Here is a 15400-nt window from a genome sequence, read left to right on the forward strand (position 1 = left end):
TCGCATGTGAGACCTCTGAGAGAGGTGTGGCCGGATGAGTCACCCCCATCCCGAACTCGGGCTGCCGCCCGCGCTGGTCGACGGTGCCCTGCGCATCGTCGCGCTGGGCGGGCTCGGCGAGATCGGCCGCAACATGGCCGTGTTCGAGTACGAAGGCCGGTTGCTGATCGTCGACTGCGGGGTGCTATTCCCCGAGCCCGACCAGCCCGGCATCGACCTGATCCTGCCCGACTTCGAATACATCCGGGACCGCCTGGACGACGTCGAGGCCGTGGTCCTGACCCACGCGCACGAGGACCACATCGGTGCCGTGCCCTATCTGCTGCGCGAGCGCCGCGACATCCCGATCGTGGGATCGAAGCTGACGCTGGCGCTGATCGAGGCCAAGCTCACCGAGCACCGCATCCAGCCGACCAAACGTGAGGTCGTGGAAGGCGAGCGGCACAGGTTCGGGCCGTTCGAGTGCGAGTTCCTCGCCGTCAACCACTCCATTCCCGACGCGCTCGCCGTCGCGATCAGGACGCCCGCGGGCATCGTCCTGCACACCGGCGACTTCCGGATGGACCAGCTGCCCAGCGACGGGCGGCTGACCGACCTGGGCGGGTTCGCCAGGCTCGGCGCCGAGGGCGTCGACCTGCTGATGTCCGACTCGACCAACGCCGAGGTGCCGGGTTTCGTCACCAGTGAGCGGGAGATCGCGCCGGTCATCGACGAGGTTGTCCGCACCGCGAGCAAGCGTGTGATCGTGGCGAGCTTCGCCTCCCACATCCACCGCGTCCAGCAGGTCATCGACGCGGCGGAGAAGCACGGCCGCAAGGTCGCGCTGGTCGGCCGTTCGATGGTGCGCAACATGGGCGTCGCCCGCGACCTGGGCTACCTGAGGGTCTCGCCCGGTCTGATCGTCGACGCCAAGGAGATCGAGGGCCGTCCGCCGGAGGACGTGGTGCTGATCTGCACCGGGTCCCAGGGTGAGCCGATGGCGGCGCTGTCACGCATGGCCAACCGCGACCACCCGATCCGGATCGCCGAAGGCGACACGGTTCTCCTGGCCTCCTCGCTGGTGCCGGGCAACGAGACCGCGGTGAACAACGTGATCAACGGGCTGTCCCGTTGGGGCGCCCGCGTGGTGCACAAGGGCAACGCTAAGGTGCACGTCTCCGGGCACGCCGCCGCGGGCGAGCTGCTGTACGTGCTCAACCTGACGCGGCCGTCCAACTTCATGCCGGTGCACGGTGAATGGCGTCACCTGCGGGCACACGCCAAGCTCGCAGCGCTGACCGGGGTTCCCGACGACCACATCGTGATCGCCGAGGACGGCGTCGTGGTGGACCTGATCGACGGCCGGGCCAAGATCGTGGGCGCGGTTCCCGCCGGTTACGTCTACGTGGACGGCACCTCGGTGGGCGACGTCACCGACTTCGCGCTGAAGGATCGCCGCATCCTGGGCGAGGAGGGCTTCATCTCCATCGTCATCGTGGTCGACACCGCCACCGGCAAGCTCGCCGGGGGCCCGGAGATCCACGCCAGGGGATCCGGCATCGACCCGGCCATGTTCGACGACATCCTGCCGCAGGTCGAGAGGGCGCTGCAGGAGAACGCGGCCGACGGGGTGGTGGACATCCAGCAGGTCCGCCGCGTGGTCCGCAGGACCGTGGGGCGCTGGGTGAGCGACACCTACCGCCGTCGCCCGATGATCATTCCCGTGGTGGTCGAGGTCTGACTCCGCACCGTACGGCGGCCTCACCGGCCGCCGTACGGGCCCTGCCGGGGCATGGAAGACGCTTTCGGACATTCGTTGCTCTTCACCACTTTTTGTGAAGTATCAACCGATCTTGCGAAATGCGGTCGAGGGTCAGCCGCTCCGGCGAGTCGGCGCGCAATCCACCACCCGTCTCGTTAACCTCCCTAGCATGGCCACCCGTACGTCTAAAGGATCCTCAGGAAAGCCCCCCGGGAAGGGGTCCTCCGGTCGTTCGGGCACCTCCCAGGCCCGTACGGCCTCCGCCAGACGGCCGCCCGCCGCCCGGAAGAGGAGCGCGACTCAGGCCCGCAGGCCCTCGCCCCAGCACGACCCGATCAGCTGGGTGCTCATCATGATCGGCAAGCTGTTCATGGGCATCTGGATGCTCCTGGCGGGGGGCATCGGCAGCGCCGCGCGGGCCCTGGGGCAGAACGCGCGTGAGCTCGACCCCGTCCACCGCCGCGACGGGCTCGGCCTGGCGGTGTTCGCCGGGGCGGTCGTGCTCGCCGCCATGACCTGGCGGAAGAACACCGGCACGGTCTCCACCGTGGTCGACGGCGTCATGCGCGGCGTCTTCGGCTCGCTGACCTGGGTGATCCCGATCCTGCTCGTGCTGCTGGCCTGGCGGCTGCTACGCCACCCCGACCAGAACGCCGACACCGGCCGGATGATCATCGGCTGGTCCGCCCTGACCATCGGCGTGCTAGGCGTCGTGCACGTGGTCCACAACACCCCGTACCCGTCCGGGGGAGACTCCGACGGCATGGACAAGGTGTCGGCCGCCGGAGGCATGGTCGGCTTCATCGTCTCCGCGCCCCCGGCGAGCATCCTGCCGTCCTTCATCACCATCCCGCTGCTGCTGATCCTGTCGGGCTTCGGCATCCTGGTGATCACCGCGACGCCGGTGCACCGGGTCCCCGAGCGGCTGGCAGAGATCCGGCACATGCTCTTCAACCGGGATGTGCCCCCCGCGCCGCGCGTGTCCAGGAAGAAGCCCTCCACCCGTAAGAAGCCGGAGTCCGAGGGCGACGAGCTCGGCGACCACGTCAAGCCCTACGACACGCCCCTGGTCGCCGATACGCCCGGCGGGTCCCCGGAACACTCCCCGGAGATCGTGCCCGGCCTGGTGGAGGACGATGCGGCGGAGGCGGTGGTCAGGGCCGCGCCCCCCGAGCCGTCCCCGGCCCCGCGCAAGGTCGAGCAGCTCGTCCTGTCCTCCCAGGCCGGCCCGTACACCCTGCCCGAGCCGCAGCTCCTGCGCCCCGGCACCGCGCCCAAGCCGCAGACGAAGGCCAACACCGTCGTCGTCAACGCGCTGACCAGCGTGATGGAGCAGTTCGCCATCGACGCCCAGGTGATCGGCTTCACCCGGGGGCCGACGGTGACGCGCTACGAGATCGAGCTCGGCCCGGCGGTCAAGGTCGAGAAGGTCACCGCGCTCACCAAGAACATCGCGTACGCGGTCAAGTCGGCCGATGTCCGGATCCTTTCTCCGATCCCCGGGAAGTCGGCGATCGGGGTCGAGATCCCCAACACCGACAAGGACCTCGTCTCGCTGGGCGACATCCTGCGTTCCCCGGTGGCCCAGGCCGACCACCACCCGATGATCGTCGGGCTCGGCAAGGACGTCGAGGGGCGCACGATAGTGGCCAACCTGGCCAAGATGCCGCACCTGCTCATCGCGGGCGCCACCGGCGCGGGCAAGTCGGTCTGCGTGAACGGACTGATCACCTCGATCCTGATGCGCGCCACCCCCGACGAGGTCCGCATGGTCCTGGTCGACCCAAAGCGGGTCGAGCTCAGCGTCTACGAGGGCATCCCGCACCTCATCACGCCGATCATCACCAACCCCAAGAAGGCCGCGGAGGCGCTGGAGTGGGTCGTCGGTGAGATGGACCGCCGCTACGACGACCTCGCCGCCAGCGGCTTCCGGCACGTCGACGACTTCAACAAGGCGGTCCGCACCGGCAAGCTGGTGGCGCCGCCGGGCAGCGAGCGCGTCTACCAGCCCTACCCGTACCTACTGGTGATCGTCGACGAGCTCGCCGACCTGATGATGGTCGCCCCGCGCGACGTCGAGGACTCCATCGTCCGCATCACCCAGCTGGCCCGCGCCGCGGGCATCCACCTGGTCATCGCCACCCAGCGCCCCAGCGTGGACGTGGTCACCGGCCTGATCAAGGCCAACGTGCCCTCCCGGCTCGCCTTCGCCACCTCCTCGCTGGCCGACTCCCGGGTCATCCTGGACCAGCCGGGTGCCGAGAAGCTCGTCGGGCAGGGCGACTCGCTCTTCCTGCCGATGGGCGCGAGCAAGCCCATGCGGCTGCAGAACGCCTTCGTCTCCGAGAAGGAGATCGGCGAGATCGTCGGGCACTGCAAGGCCCAGATGACGGTCGAGTACCGCGAGGACGTGTCCGTCGTGGCGACCGCGAAGAAGGAGATCGACGAGGACATCGGCGACGACCTCGACCTGCTGGTCCAGGCGGCCGAGCTCATCGTGACCACCCAGTTCGGCTCGACCTCGATGCTTCAGCGCAAGCTCAGGGTCGGCTTCGCCAAGGCGGGTCGCCTGATGGATCTGCTGGAGAGCAGGAACGTCGTCGGGCCCAGCGAGGGGTCGAAGGCGAGGGAGGTCATGGTCAAACCCGACGATCTCCCCGGCCTTCTGGTCGACCTGCGCGGGGGCTGACGGCGCCGCACAGGGACGGGGAGGGAACGCGGAGGAGCACGGTCGGGGGTGTCCGTATCGGGGGCGTCGTGTGCTCCGGCCGGGCTCCTGCCGGGGGTGTCGCGTGCTCTGGACGACCTGTATCGAAGGCGTCAGCCCATATCGGGGGGATATCGCCTTTTATGGCTGGCCCGCGCGGGGATGACGGCACCGTACGGGAAGGGCACCCCCGCCGCACACCTCCCGCCCGGTTACTGATTGAATAGGTATCGCTACGCAACGTCGGGGGCTGGGAGGCGTGCGCCATGGGCATTGGAAGCGATCTGGCGGATGCCAGGCGGTCGATGGGGATGACCGTCGGGCAGTTGAGCGCGCGGACACGCATTCGCGAGGTTCTCATCCAGGCAATCGAGAGGAACGACTTCTCCCAATGCGGGGGAGATTTCTACGCGCGAGGCCATATAAGAAACATCGCCAAGGTCGTCGACCTCGATCCCGAGACGCTGGTGCACCGCTACGACGAGCAGCACGGGGGCGTGCCGCTGCCGGTGCGGGCCTCCAGCGTCTTCCAGGCCGACATGCCCCTGAAGATCCGCGAGCGCCGCTCGCCCAACTGGACGACGGCGATGGCGGTGGCGCTGGGCATCGTGGTCATCTTCGGTGTGGTGCGGACCATGGGCGGGGGAGACACTCCCGTGGCGGATCTCCGTCCCATGCCGGTGCCCGCCGTGCCGCCGCCCTCGGCGGGCTCGGGCCCCGACTCACCGCGCCGGGCGGCGTCGCTGGCCGAGGAGAAGCGGCGCGACATGGTCGTCCTCCAGGTCAAGGCGAAGCGCACCTCCTGGCTCGACGTGCAGGACGCGGGCGGCCGGAGGATCTTCTCGGGGACGCTCGCGGCGGGCAAGACCTCGACCTGGAAGGCGAAGGCCGGCATAAGGGTCACTTTCGGCGACGGAGGAGCCGTCTCACTGAAGGTGAACGGTAAGGACGTGGGCGCACCCGGCCGTCGAGGACAGGTCGTCAACCGCTCCTACGAGGCCCCCGCAGCCAAGAAGCGCTAGGTCAGGCCGATGTGGAACGCCTCACGCACCGCGCGTCCGGGGAGGTCGCAGGGCTCCGGGGCCGCCCGCGACGGCGGCGTGCCCGGGGTGGGGCGTTGCCTGAACGGGGGTCCGGATGGGGGCCTCAATGGGGGCCTCAATGGGGGGAGGTGCATCGGGTAGTGGCCAACTCCCGATACCGTAGTGTTCACCATGTCATCCCGCCGAACCGCATCGCTGATCACGCTTGGTTGCGCACGCAACGAGGTCGACTCCGAGGAACTCGCCGCTCGCCTTGAGGCTGCCGGTTGGCAGCTGGGCGACGACGATCCCGACGTCGTCGTCGTCAACACGTGCGGCTTCATCGACTCGGCGAAAAAGGACTCCATCGACACGCTGCTCGCCGCGGCCGACTCCGGGGCCAAGGTGGTCGCCGCGGGCTGCATGGCGGAGCGATACGGCGACCAGCTCGCCGACGCGCTGCCCGAGGCCGCGGCCGTCATCTCCTTCGACGACTACACCGACATCGGCACGCGTCTCGACGATGTGCTGGAGGGCAGGCCGCTCGTCCCGCACAGTCCCCGCGACCGCAGGACCCTGCTGCCCATCTCCCCGGTGGAACGCGCCGCGGCCCCCAGGACCGGTATTCCCGGCCACGGCGAGCTGCCCGAGGGCCTGGCCCCCGCGAGCGGCCCCCGGCCGCTCCGCAAGCGCCTGGGTGACGGCCCGGTGGCCTCACTGAAACTCGCCTCCGGCTGCGACCGGCGCTGTACGTTCTGCGCCATCCCCGCCTTCCGCGGAGCCTACGTCTCGCGCGGCGCCGAGGAGCTCCTCGGCGAGGCCGCCTGGCTGGCCGAGCAGGGCGTGAAGGAGCTGGTGCTGGTCAGCGAGAACTCCACCTCCTACGGCAAGGATCTGGGCGACCTGAGGGCGCTGGAGAAGCTCCTGCCCTCCATCGCCGCGACCGAGGGCGTCGAGCGGGTGCGCGTCAGCTATCTGCAGCCCGCAGAGCTCCGCCCCGGACTGCTGGAGATCATCGCCTCGACCGAGGGCGTGGCCCCCTACTTCGACCTGTCCTTCCAGCACGCGAGTGGCCCGGTGCTGCGCCGGATGCGCCGCTTCGGTGACCCCCGGCGTTTCCTGGACCTCCTGGAGTCGATTCGTGCCCACGCGCCCGAGGCGGGTGTGCGCTCCAACTTCATCGTGGGTTTCCCCGGCGAGACCGAGGAGGAGTTCGGGGAGCTGGTGGGCTTCCTGGAGGAGGCCAGGCTCGACGTCATCGGCGTCTTCGGCTACTCCGACGAGGACGGCACCGAGGCGGCCTCGCTCCCCGGCAAGCTCGACCAGGAGATCGTCGACGCCCGGGTGTCCGCCCTCACCGAGCTGGCCGAGGAGCTCATGGCTCAGCGGGCCGAGGAGCGGATCGGGACCGAGGTCGACGTCCTGATCGAAGAGGACCTGGGCGACGGCGGTTACGAGGGCCGTGCCGCCCACCAGGGGCCCGAGGTGGACGGGTCCGTAACGGTCCAGGGCATCGGGCTGGTGCCGGGCCAGATCGTCCGGGCCGTCGTGGTCGACTCGGAGGGGGTCGACCTGATCGCCCGCATCAAGGCGGCCCCATGAGTGCGCCGCCGGGCCGGGAGAGCGTATGACCAACACGCCAGAGACCGGCACCGACTCGACAGCGGCATCCGCGCGCCCCAAGGTGAGCGCCTGGAACATCGCCAACGTCGTGACGGTGATACGACTGGCGATGGTTCCGTTCTTCGCGGCCTGCCTCTTCTTCCCCGGAACCGGCTGGCGGGCCGCGGCGCTGGTGGTCTTTCTGGTGGCCTCGCTCACCGACCTGCTCGACGGCGAACTGGCCCGCCGTTACGGCCTGATCACCGACTTCGGGAAGATCGCCGACCCGATCGCCGACAAGGCCCTCATCGGCGCAGCCCTGATCAGTCTCTCCATCCTGGGAGAGCTGCCCTGGTGGGTCACCGCCGTGATCCTGGGCAGGGAGTTGGGTGTCACCACGTTGAGGTTCGCGGTCATCCGGCACGGTGTCATCCCGGCCAGTTACGGCGGGAAGGTGAAGACCGTCCTGCAGATCGCCGCGATCGTCTCCTACATCTGGCCGGGTGTGCCCGACCCGATCCGCTGGGTCGTGATGGGCGCGGCGGCTCTCGTCACCGTCGTCACCGGCCTCGACTACGTGATCCGGGCGATCAAGCTGCGGCAGGTCGCGAAGCGGGCGCGAGCCAGATGAAGACGGGCGCCGAGTCTGTGAGGTGGGCCGTATGAGTCAACGCCCGCTCGCGACCACCGAGATCCTCTCCCTTCTCGTCCGCAGGGGCGAGACGGTGGCGGTGGCCGAGTCGCTGACCGCCGGGCTGATCTGCGCGGCCCTCACCGGTCCTCCCGGGGCTTCGGCGGCCTTCCTGGGCGGGGTCGTCTCCTACGCCACCGAACTCAAGCACCGGCTGCTGAACGTTCCCGCGGATCTGCTCGCCCGCGAGGGGGCGGTACACCCGGGGGTCGCCGCCGCCATGGCCGAAGGGGTACGCCTTCTCGTTGGTTCCACGTACGGTCTGGCGGTCACCGGGGTGGCCGGCCCGGAGCCGCAGGATGGTAAACCGGTGGGCACTGTGCATCTCGCTGTTAGCGGTCCGGAAGGGCGGGTATGGCACCGAGATCCGCGGCTCTCCGGGACGCGCGATCAGATCCGGGAGGCGACCGTGAATGAGGCCGTAGACCTCCTCCGAGGTGTGCTGGAGGCGAACGTGAGGGAACATTCAGGATGATTACCGCGTTACGTCCCCAGCGAACATGCTCCACATGGTCTGCCGCGTTGTCGGTGGATACAGGTACGGTGGAACTGTGAGTGAGGTAAAGGTCAAGCGATGATGACGGCGAGGAGTATGTACCAAGGGTCGCGTTCGAAGAACGGGCGGCACGAACCGATAGCGCGGAGTGTCGTGAAGACGCCCGCGCCGGGGAGGGAGCGACAGATGGTCCTGCTGCGTCAGCTGCTCGGTGACGTGCTGCGGCGGCTTAGGGTGCGCCAGAGTCGCACCCTTCGTGAGGTGTCCACATTGGCTCGGGTTTCTCTCGGATATCTGTCCGAGGTGGAGCGCGGTCAAAAGGAGGCCTCTTCGGAGCTGCTCGCGTCGATCTGCGGTGCCTTGGGCGTGCCGCTTTCACAGGTTCTCCGTGAGGTTTCCGATCAATTTGCCCTGGCCGAGCTGCAGCATGCTCCGGTCCTGGCGAACGATGTTCCCGAGCGGGAGCGTCTGCCGATTCCCGAAACCGTGCCTGATTCCGTGTTCCCCGAGGTCAACGACATGGTCGCCGCCTAGCTGGTCGGTTCTTCCGGCTGGCAGTGACGGCACCAGACGATCAGCCGTTCCTGCGGCTGTTCGCCCATCTCCCCACGACTGATCCGGCGTCCGCAGCGCAGGCAAGGCCGCCCGGCCCTGCCGTAGACCCAGGTGCTCCGTCCCGGACGGAGGTCGCCCGTCGTTGTCCTGCTCGGGCGTTCCCTGTTGGCGTTCAGCAATCGCCGTGCGATCGACACGATCGCCCCCAGATCCTCAATGGCCCCTACGGGTCGCCACGGCGACACTCCGGCGAGAAAAAGCGTCTCGGCGCGATAGATGGTGCCGATTCCCGCCAGGTTGCGTTGATCGAGCAGCGCGACCCCGATGCTCGTTTCAGGCCGCCGTGCCAGCCGCCGTACGGCTTCGGCCTCGTCCCAGTCCTCCCCGAGCAGATCGGGTCCGAGGTGCCCGACGAGCAGCCCTTCCCGCTCGGTCGCCACCAGATCGACCATGCCCAGTCGTATCCCCGCCGCCTGCCATTTCGCGTTGGCGAGCACCAGGCGGACGACATCGCCACCGGGCAGCCCACGTCCCGCGGGTGAGATCTGCCAGTAGCCCTCCATCCGCAGGTGGGTGTGGACGGTGAGCCCGCCCTCGACCCTGGTGAGCAGATGCTTGCCGCGCGAGACGGTCTCCAGCACCGCGCGTCCGGTCAGGTCGGCGGTGGAGTGGCGGGGCACGCGGAAGTCCGAGCGGGTGAGCAGCCGTCCGTCGAGCGCCCGGCCGAGCCGCACTGCGGAGCGGCGGACGACGTCACCCTCGGGCACGGCGCCCACCCCGAGACGTGGGCCGCTCCCGTGAGGCGAGCCGGTCGAGTGGGACGGACGCAACCCGCGAACCGGACCCGTCTCGGGTGGTGGGCCGGCCGCGTGGGACGAGGTTTCGTGAGACGGGCCGGTCTCGGACGGGAGGCCGGTTCCGGAAGGACACGGCCGGCCGGAACCCTGTGGGCGGCCACCCCGGCACGATCAGTCCCAGGCCGCGGGGTCCGCGGACAGGCTGCGGACCCGCTCGGGGAGGGCGCCGGTGGCCACGTTCTCCAGCGTGACCTCCTCCAGGATCGCCCGTTCGCTGGCGCGCAGCGCGATCCAGACCTGCTGCAGCGATTCGGCGGGACCCCGGTATCCGACGTGCTCGGGCCGCTCCCCTCTGACATTGGCGAGCGGGCCGTCAACGGCGCGGATCACATCGGCGAGGCTGATCTCGGCGGGCGGGCGAGCCAGTACGTAGCCCCCCTCGGGGCCGCGCTGGCCGCGAACCAGTCCGGCGCGGCGCATCTGAAGCAGGATGTTCTCAAGATACTTAGGAGGCATGTCCTGCTCTTTGGCCAGCTCACCCACCGTGGTAGGGCCGTCACCCGCGGCGGCGAGTTCGGCGGCGGCACGGAGGGCATAGTCGACACGAGCGGATAGGCGCATGTAGCCGATTATCCCGCCTGCTATTGGTTCCTTACGCGCGAGGGGCCGAAGGAGGTGAAATCACCCCCGTCGCTCTCGGTGACGACGGGCACGTAGGGCGCCGCGCCGGTGTGTCCCGGCGGGTGCGCGACACGGTGGTGAGGTGCCGTCGCGGGGGTACGGCCCGGCGGCGGAGCGAGGCGGGCGGTGGGGATCTCCTCGGGGTTCCGGAAGTGATGTTGCAGGTCAGAGGTGTGTCCGGGGTGTGTGCCATGAGGATGAGGCGTCTTTGGGGGCTCTCGTGGGCCCAGTCGTACCACCGCACCGCGGCTCACTCGGTAGGGGGCGGTGTGCTCCGTTCCAGATCGCGCCCGATAGGCGAAATTCCCGATATATTCGTAATGTCGGAAGCTTGGACGCCTCCGCCCCGGCTCCGGACCGGACCGGACCGTGGCGATGGCGTCCATGTCGAAGCCTGCCTCGCCCCCGGCCGCGAGGGCTTGCCGGAAAGAATCTTTGCCGCTTTTTGGGAGCGTTCCACGCAGCGGGCAGGCGTCGCGGGCCCTCGTCCTGCGGGCATCGCGGCGGCGGGTGTGGGAGAGGTGTGGCGAAACGGCGATGGGCGGGAGGGGGGCGGTGCCGGGGTGTCCTCAGCAGCCCTCGCGGGGCGAGGGCAGGGCTAAACTGTCAGGAAGCCTTATTAAGAATAGAGTTCTTATTCCTGATTGAAGGTAATCGCGACGGGGAAGCGACGAGCAAAAGAGGAAGCGGCGAGCAAGAGAGCATGCGTATGGAGCGACGTCCTGGCGTGCCCAGGCTACTGAGGGAGATCAACGACAGGGCCGCCCTGGAGTTGCTGCTCGCTTCCGGACCGCTGACGCGGGGGCAGATCGGCGAGCTCACGGGCCTTTCCAAGGTGACGGCGTCGCAGACACTCGCCCGCCTGGAAGGGCGCGGGCTGGTGGAGGTGGCGGGGGAGCAGGCGGGAGGCCGGGGGCCCAATGCCGCCCTTTATGGGATTATTTCCTCCTCGGCCTATGTGGCAGGTCTGGACGTCGGCCCGGAATTCGTCACGACCGCCATCGCCGATATTCACGGGGAGATCATCGCCGAGGTGCAGGTGGCACCGAAAGGACACGACGATCCGGTGGCCCTCGTGCACAGCGCGGTGGTCAAGGCGTGTCGGTCGGCCAAGGTCGCGCTCTCCAAACTGCGCTCGGTCGTCATCGGCACCCCCGGCGTGGTCGACCCCCGCACCGGCGACGTGCGGTTCTCCTTCGACCTGCCGGGCTGGCACGAGGGCATCCACGAGGCGCTCGCCCGTGACCTGCGCCGCGACGTCAGGATAGAGAACGACGTGAACCTCGTCGCCATCGCCGAACGCACCCTCGGTGCCGCCCGCGAGGTCGACGACTTCGTGCTCCTGTGGGTGGGACGCGGCATCGGTCTCGGTGTCGTACTCGGCGGCCGGCTGCACCGGGGTCGTTCCGGCAGCGCGGGCGAGATCGGCTACCTGCCGGTGCCCGGGGTGCCGCTGGCCGAGGACGTGCGGGCCGTGCCGGGCAGGTTGCCGTCGCTCGCCGGAGGCCTGCAGTCCCTGGTCAGCGCCGAGGCGGTCGCCGAGCTCGCCGCGACGTACGGCTTCGAGGGGGAGAGCGCCGCCGAGTGCGTCGCGGCGGCGGTCGCGGCGGGGGAGCGGGGGGAGCTCCTGATCAACGACATCGCCGGGCGGCTGGCGCTGGGGGTGGCCTCGGTGTGCGTCGTGCTCGACCCCGGGCTCGTGGTGCTCGCGGGGGAGGTGAGCAGGGCCGGAGGCGACGAGCTCACCTCCAGGATCGAGGAGGCGGTGGCGAGGAGCTGTCCGGTCAGGCCGCAGGTGGTGGCGAGCGAGGTGGAGGGCAACCCGGTGTTGCGCGGGGCCGTCATCGCCGCACTGGAACAGGCGAGGGAAGAGATCTTCACCTCCTGATTCTCCTGATCCTCCTGATTCCTCGGGGCTCCGAGGTCCTGTCGCCGGGCATGGAGTCCTCGGCGAGTCATCGGCCGAGAGTTCCTGAGGTCCGGTTCCTGGAGCGGGAGTCCTTGGCCGGGAGTTCCTGAGGTCCCGGTTCCTGGAGCTGGATTCCCTTGCCCGAGATCCCCGAGCCCCGTGCCGGCGAGTCCGGCCGTTCGGGGCTCGAGCCGTCCGGTCCGCTCTTTCGGCATCGCGAACGGTCGTCCCCGACGTCCCCGACCGCTTCGTGGCAGGTCGCTTGTCTCAGGCGTGTCACGTGTGTACCATTCTGGTTGGTTAAATAAACAAGAAACTTTCCTAATAATTCAGCATCGAGATCGCATGCCAGGGGCGAGGAGGCCCCGGCGCCTGCCCGAGGTGAGCCACCCCCGAGGGAGACGGACAGGATGTCGCACAGTCCTTTCGACCTGCGGGGAGTTCCGCTGGCGCTCCACCTGAACGGTCCCGTCGACGTCCTCGCGCTGATGGAGGCGTGCGCCGACGTGGCCGGCAAGCACCCGGTGCTCGGACACGTCAGGGTCACCCGCGCGGAGTCGACCCCGGAGCGCTACCCCGAGCTCGCCGCGGCGGAGGCCACACGCCCGTTCGACCTGGAACGCGGCCCGCTCGCCAGGTTCACGCTGGTCACGGTGGGTCCCGAGCGCGTCAGGCTGCTCTTCGCCGCGCACGGGCGAGTGTTCGACGCGGCCTCCAAGGACGTCCTGGTCCGCGACCTCGCCGACGCCTACTTCTCACGAGCGACCCTGCCGGGGCCGACGCCGCATTCCTCGCCGGTCTCGCCGTCGTACGGCTCGGCGCAGGCCGTCCCGTCCGCGCGGACGGGACGGCGCGGCGGCTCGGAGGTGGACCGCGAGGCCTCTCCGGCGACGCCCGACGGCGCCGAGGAGTTCTGGAGGGAGCGCGACCGCGAGCCCGCGGAACCGACCCTGCCCGGGCTGCGCGCCGTCCCACGCGGCACCGGTCCCGGAGAGATCGTCGAGATGGTCCTCGGCGGCGCGGAGTCCGGGGCCCTCACCGAGGCCGCCACAGAGCTCGGCGCGACCAGGTTCGAGCTGCTGCTCGCGGCCGTGGGCGTGCTGCTGCGCCGCTACGGTACCTCCGCGTCACCGCTCGCCCTCGACCTCGGCACCCGCACGCGCGAGACGCGCGACCGCGTCGGGCCGTTCGTGGCGAGGGTGCCGTTCGTTCCGCACCCCGGCCTCGAAGAGGGTCTTCCGGACTATCTGCGCACGGTCCGGGCCGAGCTCCGCGCCATGTACCGGTTTCGGCACGCGCCTCCCGAGCCGCCCTCCTCACCGGTGCTGCTCAGCTACCGCAGAAGGACGGCCGTTCCCGAGTTTCCCGGTGTCGGGGCGGGCGTGGAGTGGACCGTCTTCAACGGGGCCGCCCATGGCGCGCTGCACGTCCAGGCCGTGGACGCCGGGTCGAGCCTCACCCTCGGCCTGCGCTTCAACCCCACCGCGATCGGCCACGACGATGTGTCCGTGATCGCGGGGCACCTGCGCGCGCTGCTGCGCGCCGTCTCCGGGCACCCCCGTGCGAAGGTCGCGGATCTGGTGGCATCAGCCGATTCCATGCCCGGGGAGTCAGCCGACGCCACGCTTGAAGAGAAGCCTCCCGCGTCCGACCCGCTCGTCCCGGACCTCGGGAAGGTGAGGTAACCCTCCGTGGGGGAAGGGGCGATCACCCCCTAGGCGAGGGGGCCGGTGCCGTCAGACGCCGAGGAGCTCGGCGGCGGCCTGGGCGTTGGCGCGGGCGGCGCCGTAGGTGGCCAGGTAGGTGACACCTTCGGGTCGCCAGATCGGCAGGCCCATCTCGACCACCGTGGCGTCGGGGCGGGCGGCCAGCAGCGCGGAGACCACCGACTGGCTGACCTCGTAGCGATGGGCGTCCTTGACGACGACGATCAGGGAGCGGCCCGAGGCGCGCTCCAGGATGTCCGCCACGTCGGCCATCTCCGGCTTGACCCGCAGCACCTCCGCCTGCGGCAGCAGTGGTGTGAAGCCCCACGGTACGTCGCCGACCGCGATGGTCGGCGGGGTGTCCACCTCGACCACCAGCGGGTCGACCGGGGGCGGGGCGGAGCCGGTGAGGCTGACCGCGCGACGGGCGGCGGTGAGGCCGATCACGTCCAGCTCGGCCTCGCCGGTGCGTGGCGTGCCGAACCAGGCGCGCAGGGCGGCGACCCGCTCGGCCGCCGCCTCCAGGCGGGCCACGGGAAGCCGCCCGTCGCGGACGGCCGCGACGATCTCGTCCACGATGAGGCGGACGTCGCTCTCCGTGGGAATCGGGCCGAGGCAGAGCAGGTCGGCTCCGGCGGCGAGGGAGAGCACCGAGCCCCCGGCGAGACCGTAGGCGGCGGTGACGGCCCTCATGTCGAGGGCGTCGGTGATGATCACGCCTTCGTAGCCCATCTCGCCGCGGAGCAGGCCGGTGAGGGCGGCGGGGGAGAGCGTCGCGGGAAGCGCGCCGGTGACGGCGGGGACGCGTACGTGCGCGGTCATGATGGATCTGGTCCCGGCCTCGATCGCGGCGCGGAAGGGGGCGAGCTCGCGCTCGCGCAGCAACTCCACGGAGGCGTCGACGAGCGGGACCTCCAGGTGGGAGTCCTGCCGGGTCGCACCGTGGCCGGGAAAGTGCTTCACACAGGCGGCCACTCCGGCCGCCTGCAGGCCGTGGACCGCGGCGACGGTGTGCCGGGCGACGAGCGCGGTCTGTGACCCGAACGAGCGGGTACCGATCACCGGATTGTCGGCGGCGGTGTTGACGTCCGCGGACGGCGCCATGTCCAGGTTGATGCCGCAGCGGGCCAGTTCGTCGCCGATGGACCGGTAGACCCGCCGGGTGAGCTCGACGTCGTCCACGGCGCCGAGGGCGGCGTTGCCGGGGTACGGGCTGCCGACGTGGTAGGCGAGCCGGGTGACGTCACCCCCCTCCTCGTCCAGCGATATGACCGGATCGGCGGACACGCGCAGACGGGAGGTGAGAGCGGACAGCTGGGCGGCGTCGGCGACGTTGAAGCCGAAGAGCGTGACGCCGCCAAGACCGTTCTCCAGCTCCCGCAGGACCCACTCGGGTGCCTCGGTGCCCTGGAACGCGGCGAGCAGCGTGCCGGCGGCGAGACGACGCAGCCCCTGGTCGCCGCGATCCGCGATGAACTCAGACATGGCGGTAG

At 69.9% G+C, this 15400-nt stretch carries 12 protein-coding genes; 9 read left to right on the forward strand and 3 right to left on the reverse strand.

Features of this window, described 5'->3' with window-relative positions; genetic code table 11:
* Positions 1 to 34: 34 nt before the first annotated feature.
* The 7 genes from ABZ664_RS00545 (at position 35) to ABZ664_RS00575 (ending at position 8793) form a co-directional block, all read left to right on the forward strand.
* Positions 35 to 1720 (forward strand): ribonuclease J, encoded by a 1686-nt coding sequence (locus ABZ664_RS00545; RefSeq protein WP_362501179.1) that lies wholly within the window; start codon positions 35 to 37, stop codon positions 1718 to 1720.
* A 190-nt stretch (positions 1721 to 1910) separates the two neighbouring features.
* On the forward strand, positions 1911 to 4430 hold the full coding sequence (locus tag ABZ664_RS00550; protein ID WP_362501181.1) for a DNA translocase FtsK: 2520 nt from the start codon (positions 1911 to 1913) through the stop codon (positions 4428 to 4430).
* 284 nt (positions 4431 to 4714) lie between these two features.
* Positions 4715 to 5470 carry a RodZ domain-containing protein gene (locus ABZ664_RS00555; RefSeq protein WP_362501183.1) on the forward strand — a complete coding sequence of 252 codons (756 nt, stop codon included), beginning with the start codon at positions 4715 to 4717 and terminating at the stop codon, positions 5468 to 5470.
* 192 nt (positions 5471 to 5662) lie between these two features.
* On the forward strand, positions 5663 to 7072 hold the full coding sequence (gene rimO, locus ABZ664_RS00560) for a 30S ribosomal protein S12 methylthiotransferase RimO (protein WP_350944682.1): 1410 nt from the start codon (positions 5663 to 5665) through the stop codon (positions 7070 to 7072).
* 25 nt (positions 7073 to 7097) lie between these two features.
* Positions 7098 to 7703 (forward strand): CDP-diacylglycerol--glycerol-3-phosphate 3-phosphatidyltransferase, encoded by a 606-nt coding sequence (gene pgsA, locus ABZ664_RS00565; protein ID WP_362501186.1) that lies wholly within the window; start codon positions 7098 to 7100, stop codon positions 7701 to 7703.
* A gap of 31 nt (positions 7704 to 7734) precedes the next feature.
* Positions 7735 to 8238, forward strand: coding sequence for a nicotinamide-nucleotide amidohydrolase family protein (locus tag ABZ664_RS00570; protein WP_362501188.1), 504 nt, complete (start codon positions 7735 to 7737; stop codon positions 8236 to 8238).
* Between the two features lie 207 nt (positions 8239 to 8445).
* A complete protein-coding gene (locus tag ABZ664_RS00575; protein ID WP_350944677.1) occupies positions 8446 to 8793 on the forward strand; it encodes a helix-turn-helix transcriptional regulator in 348 nt (115 codons plus the stop codon).
* Here the strand turns inward: ABZ664_RS00575 and ABZ664_RS00580 are convergent.
* Together ABZ664_RS00580 and ABZ664_RS00585 are read right to left on the reverse strand one after the other, a co-directional pair.
* Positions 8790 to 9581 carry a DNA-formamidopyrimidine glycosylase family protein gene (locus ABZ664_RS00580; protein WP_362501190.1) on the reverse strand — a complete coding sequence of 264 codons (792 nt, stop codon included), beginning with the start codon at positions 9579 to 9581 and terminating at the stop codon, positions 8790 to 8792. The two genes, ABZ664_RS00575 and ABZ664_RS00580, sit on opposite strands and share 4 nt — an antisense overlap.
* Positions 9582 to 9782: 201 nt before the next feature.
* A complete protein-coding gene (locus ABZ664_RS00585) occupies positions 9783 to 10232 on the reverse strand; it encodes an Rrf2 family transcriptional regulator (protein ID WP_326637143.1) in 450 nt (149 codons plus the stop codon).
* 769 nt (positions 10233 to 11001) lie between these two features.
* On the opposite strand from ABZ664_RS00585, the gene ABZ664_RS00590 reads away from it, so the two are divergent.
* On the forward strand, positions 11002 to 12180 hold the full coding sequence (locus tag ABZ664_RS00590) for an ROK family transcriptional regulator (RefSeq protein WP_362501193.1): 1179 nt from the start codon (positions 11002 to 11004) through the stop codon (positions 12178 to 12180).
* A gap of 431 nt (positions 12181 to 12611) precedes the next feature.
* The gene (locus ABZ664_RS00595) at positions 12612 to 13886 is read left to right on the forward strand and encodes a condensation domain-containing protein (protein WP_362501195.1); all 1275 of its coding nucleotides are present in this window, start codon (positions 12612 to 12614) and stop codon (positions 13884 to 13886) included.
* 51 nt (positions 13887 to 13937) lie between these two features.
* Here ABZ664_RS00595 and ABZ664_RS00600 read toward each other — a convergent pair whose 3' ends face one another.
* The gene (locus ABZ664_RS00600; RefSeq protein ID WP_362501197.1) at positions 13938 to 15392 is read right to left on the reverse strand and encodes a glycoside hydrolase family 3 protein; all 1455 of its coding nucleotides are present in this window, start codon (positions 15390 to 15392) and stop codon (positions 13938 to 13940) included.
* Positions 15393 to 15400 lie beyond the last annotated feature (8 nt).

The organism is Streptosporangium sp. NPDC006930 (assembly GCF_040635605.1).
In the GTDB taxonomy this organism is placed as follows: Bacteria; Actinomycetota; Actinomycetes; order Streptosporangiales; family Streptosporangiaceae; genus Streptosporangium.

What these genes read in the sequence shown, in the direction of transcription:
- ABZ664_RS00545 (WP_362501179.1), top strand. Translation starts at nt 35, where the DNA reads ATGAGTCACCCCCATCCCGAACTCGGGCTGCCGCCCGCGCTGGTCGAC.
- ABZ664_RS00550 (WP_362501181.1), top strand. Translation starts at nt 1,911, where the DNA reads ATGGCCACCCGTACGTCTAAAGGATCCTCAGGAAAGCCCCCCGGGAAG.
- ABZ664_RS00555 (WP_362501183.1), top strand. Translation starts at nt 4,715, where the DNA reads ATGGGCATTGGAAGCGATCTGGCGGATGCCAGGCGGTCGATGGGGATG.
- rimO (WP_350944682.1), top strand. Translation starts at nt 5,663, where the DNA reads ATGTCATCCCGCCGAACCGCATCGCTGATCACGCTTGGTTGCGCACGC.
- pgsA (WP_362501186.1), top strand. Translation starts at nt 7,098, where the DNA reads ATGACCAACACGCCAGAGACCGGCACCGACTCGACAGCGGCATCCGCG.
- ABZ664_RS00570 (WP_362501188.1), top strand. Translation starts at nt 7,735, where the DNA reads ATGAGTCAACGCCCGCTCGCGACCACCGAGATCCTCTCCCTTCTCGTC.
- ABZ664_RS00575 (WP_350944677.1), top strand. Translation starts at nt 8,446, where the DNA reads ATGGTCCTGCTGCGTCAGCTGCTCGGTGACGTGCTGCGGCGGCTTAGG.
- ABZ664_RS00585 (WP_326637143.1), bottom strand. Translation starts at nt 10,232, where the DNA reads ATGCGCCTATCCGCTCGTGTCGACTATGCCCTCCGTGCCGCCGCCGAA.
- ABZ664_RS00590 (WP_362501193.1), top strand. Translation starts at nt 11,002, where the DNA reads ATGGAGCGACGTCCTGGCGTGCCCAGGCTACTGAGGGAGATCAACGAC.
- ABZ664_RS00595 (WP_362501195.1), top strand. Translation starts at nt 12,612, where the DNA reads ATGTCGCACAGTCCTTTCGACCTGCGGGGAGTTCCGCTGGCGCTCCAC.
- ABZ664_RS00600 (WP_362501197.1), bottom strand. Translation starts at nt 15,392, where the DNA reads ATGTCTGAGTTCATCGCGGATCGCGGCGACCAGGGGCTGCGTCGTCTC.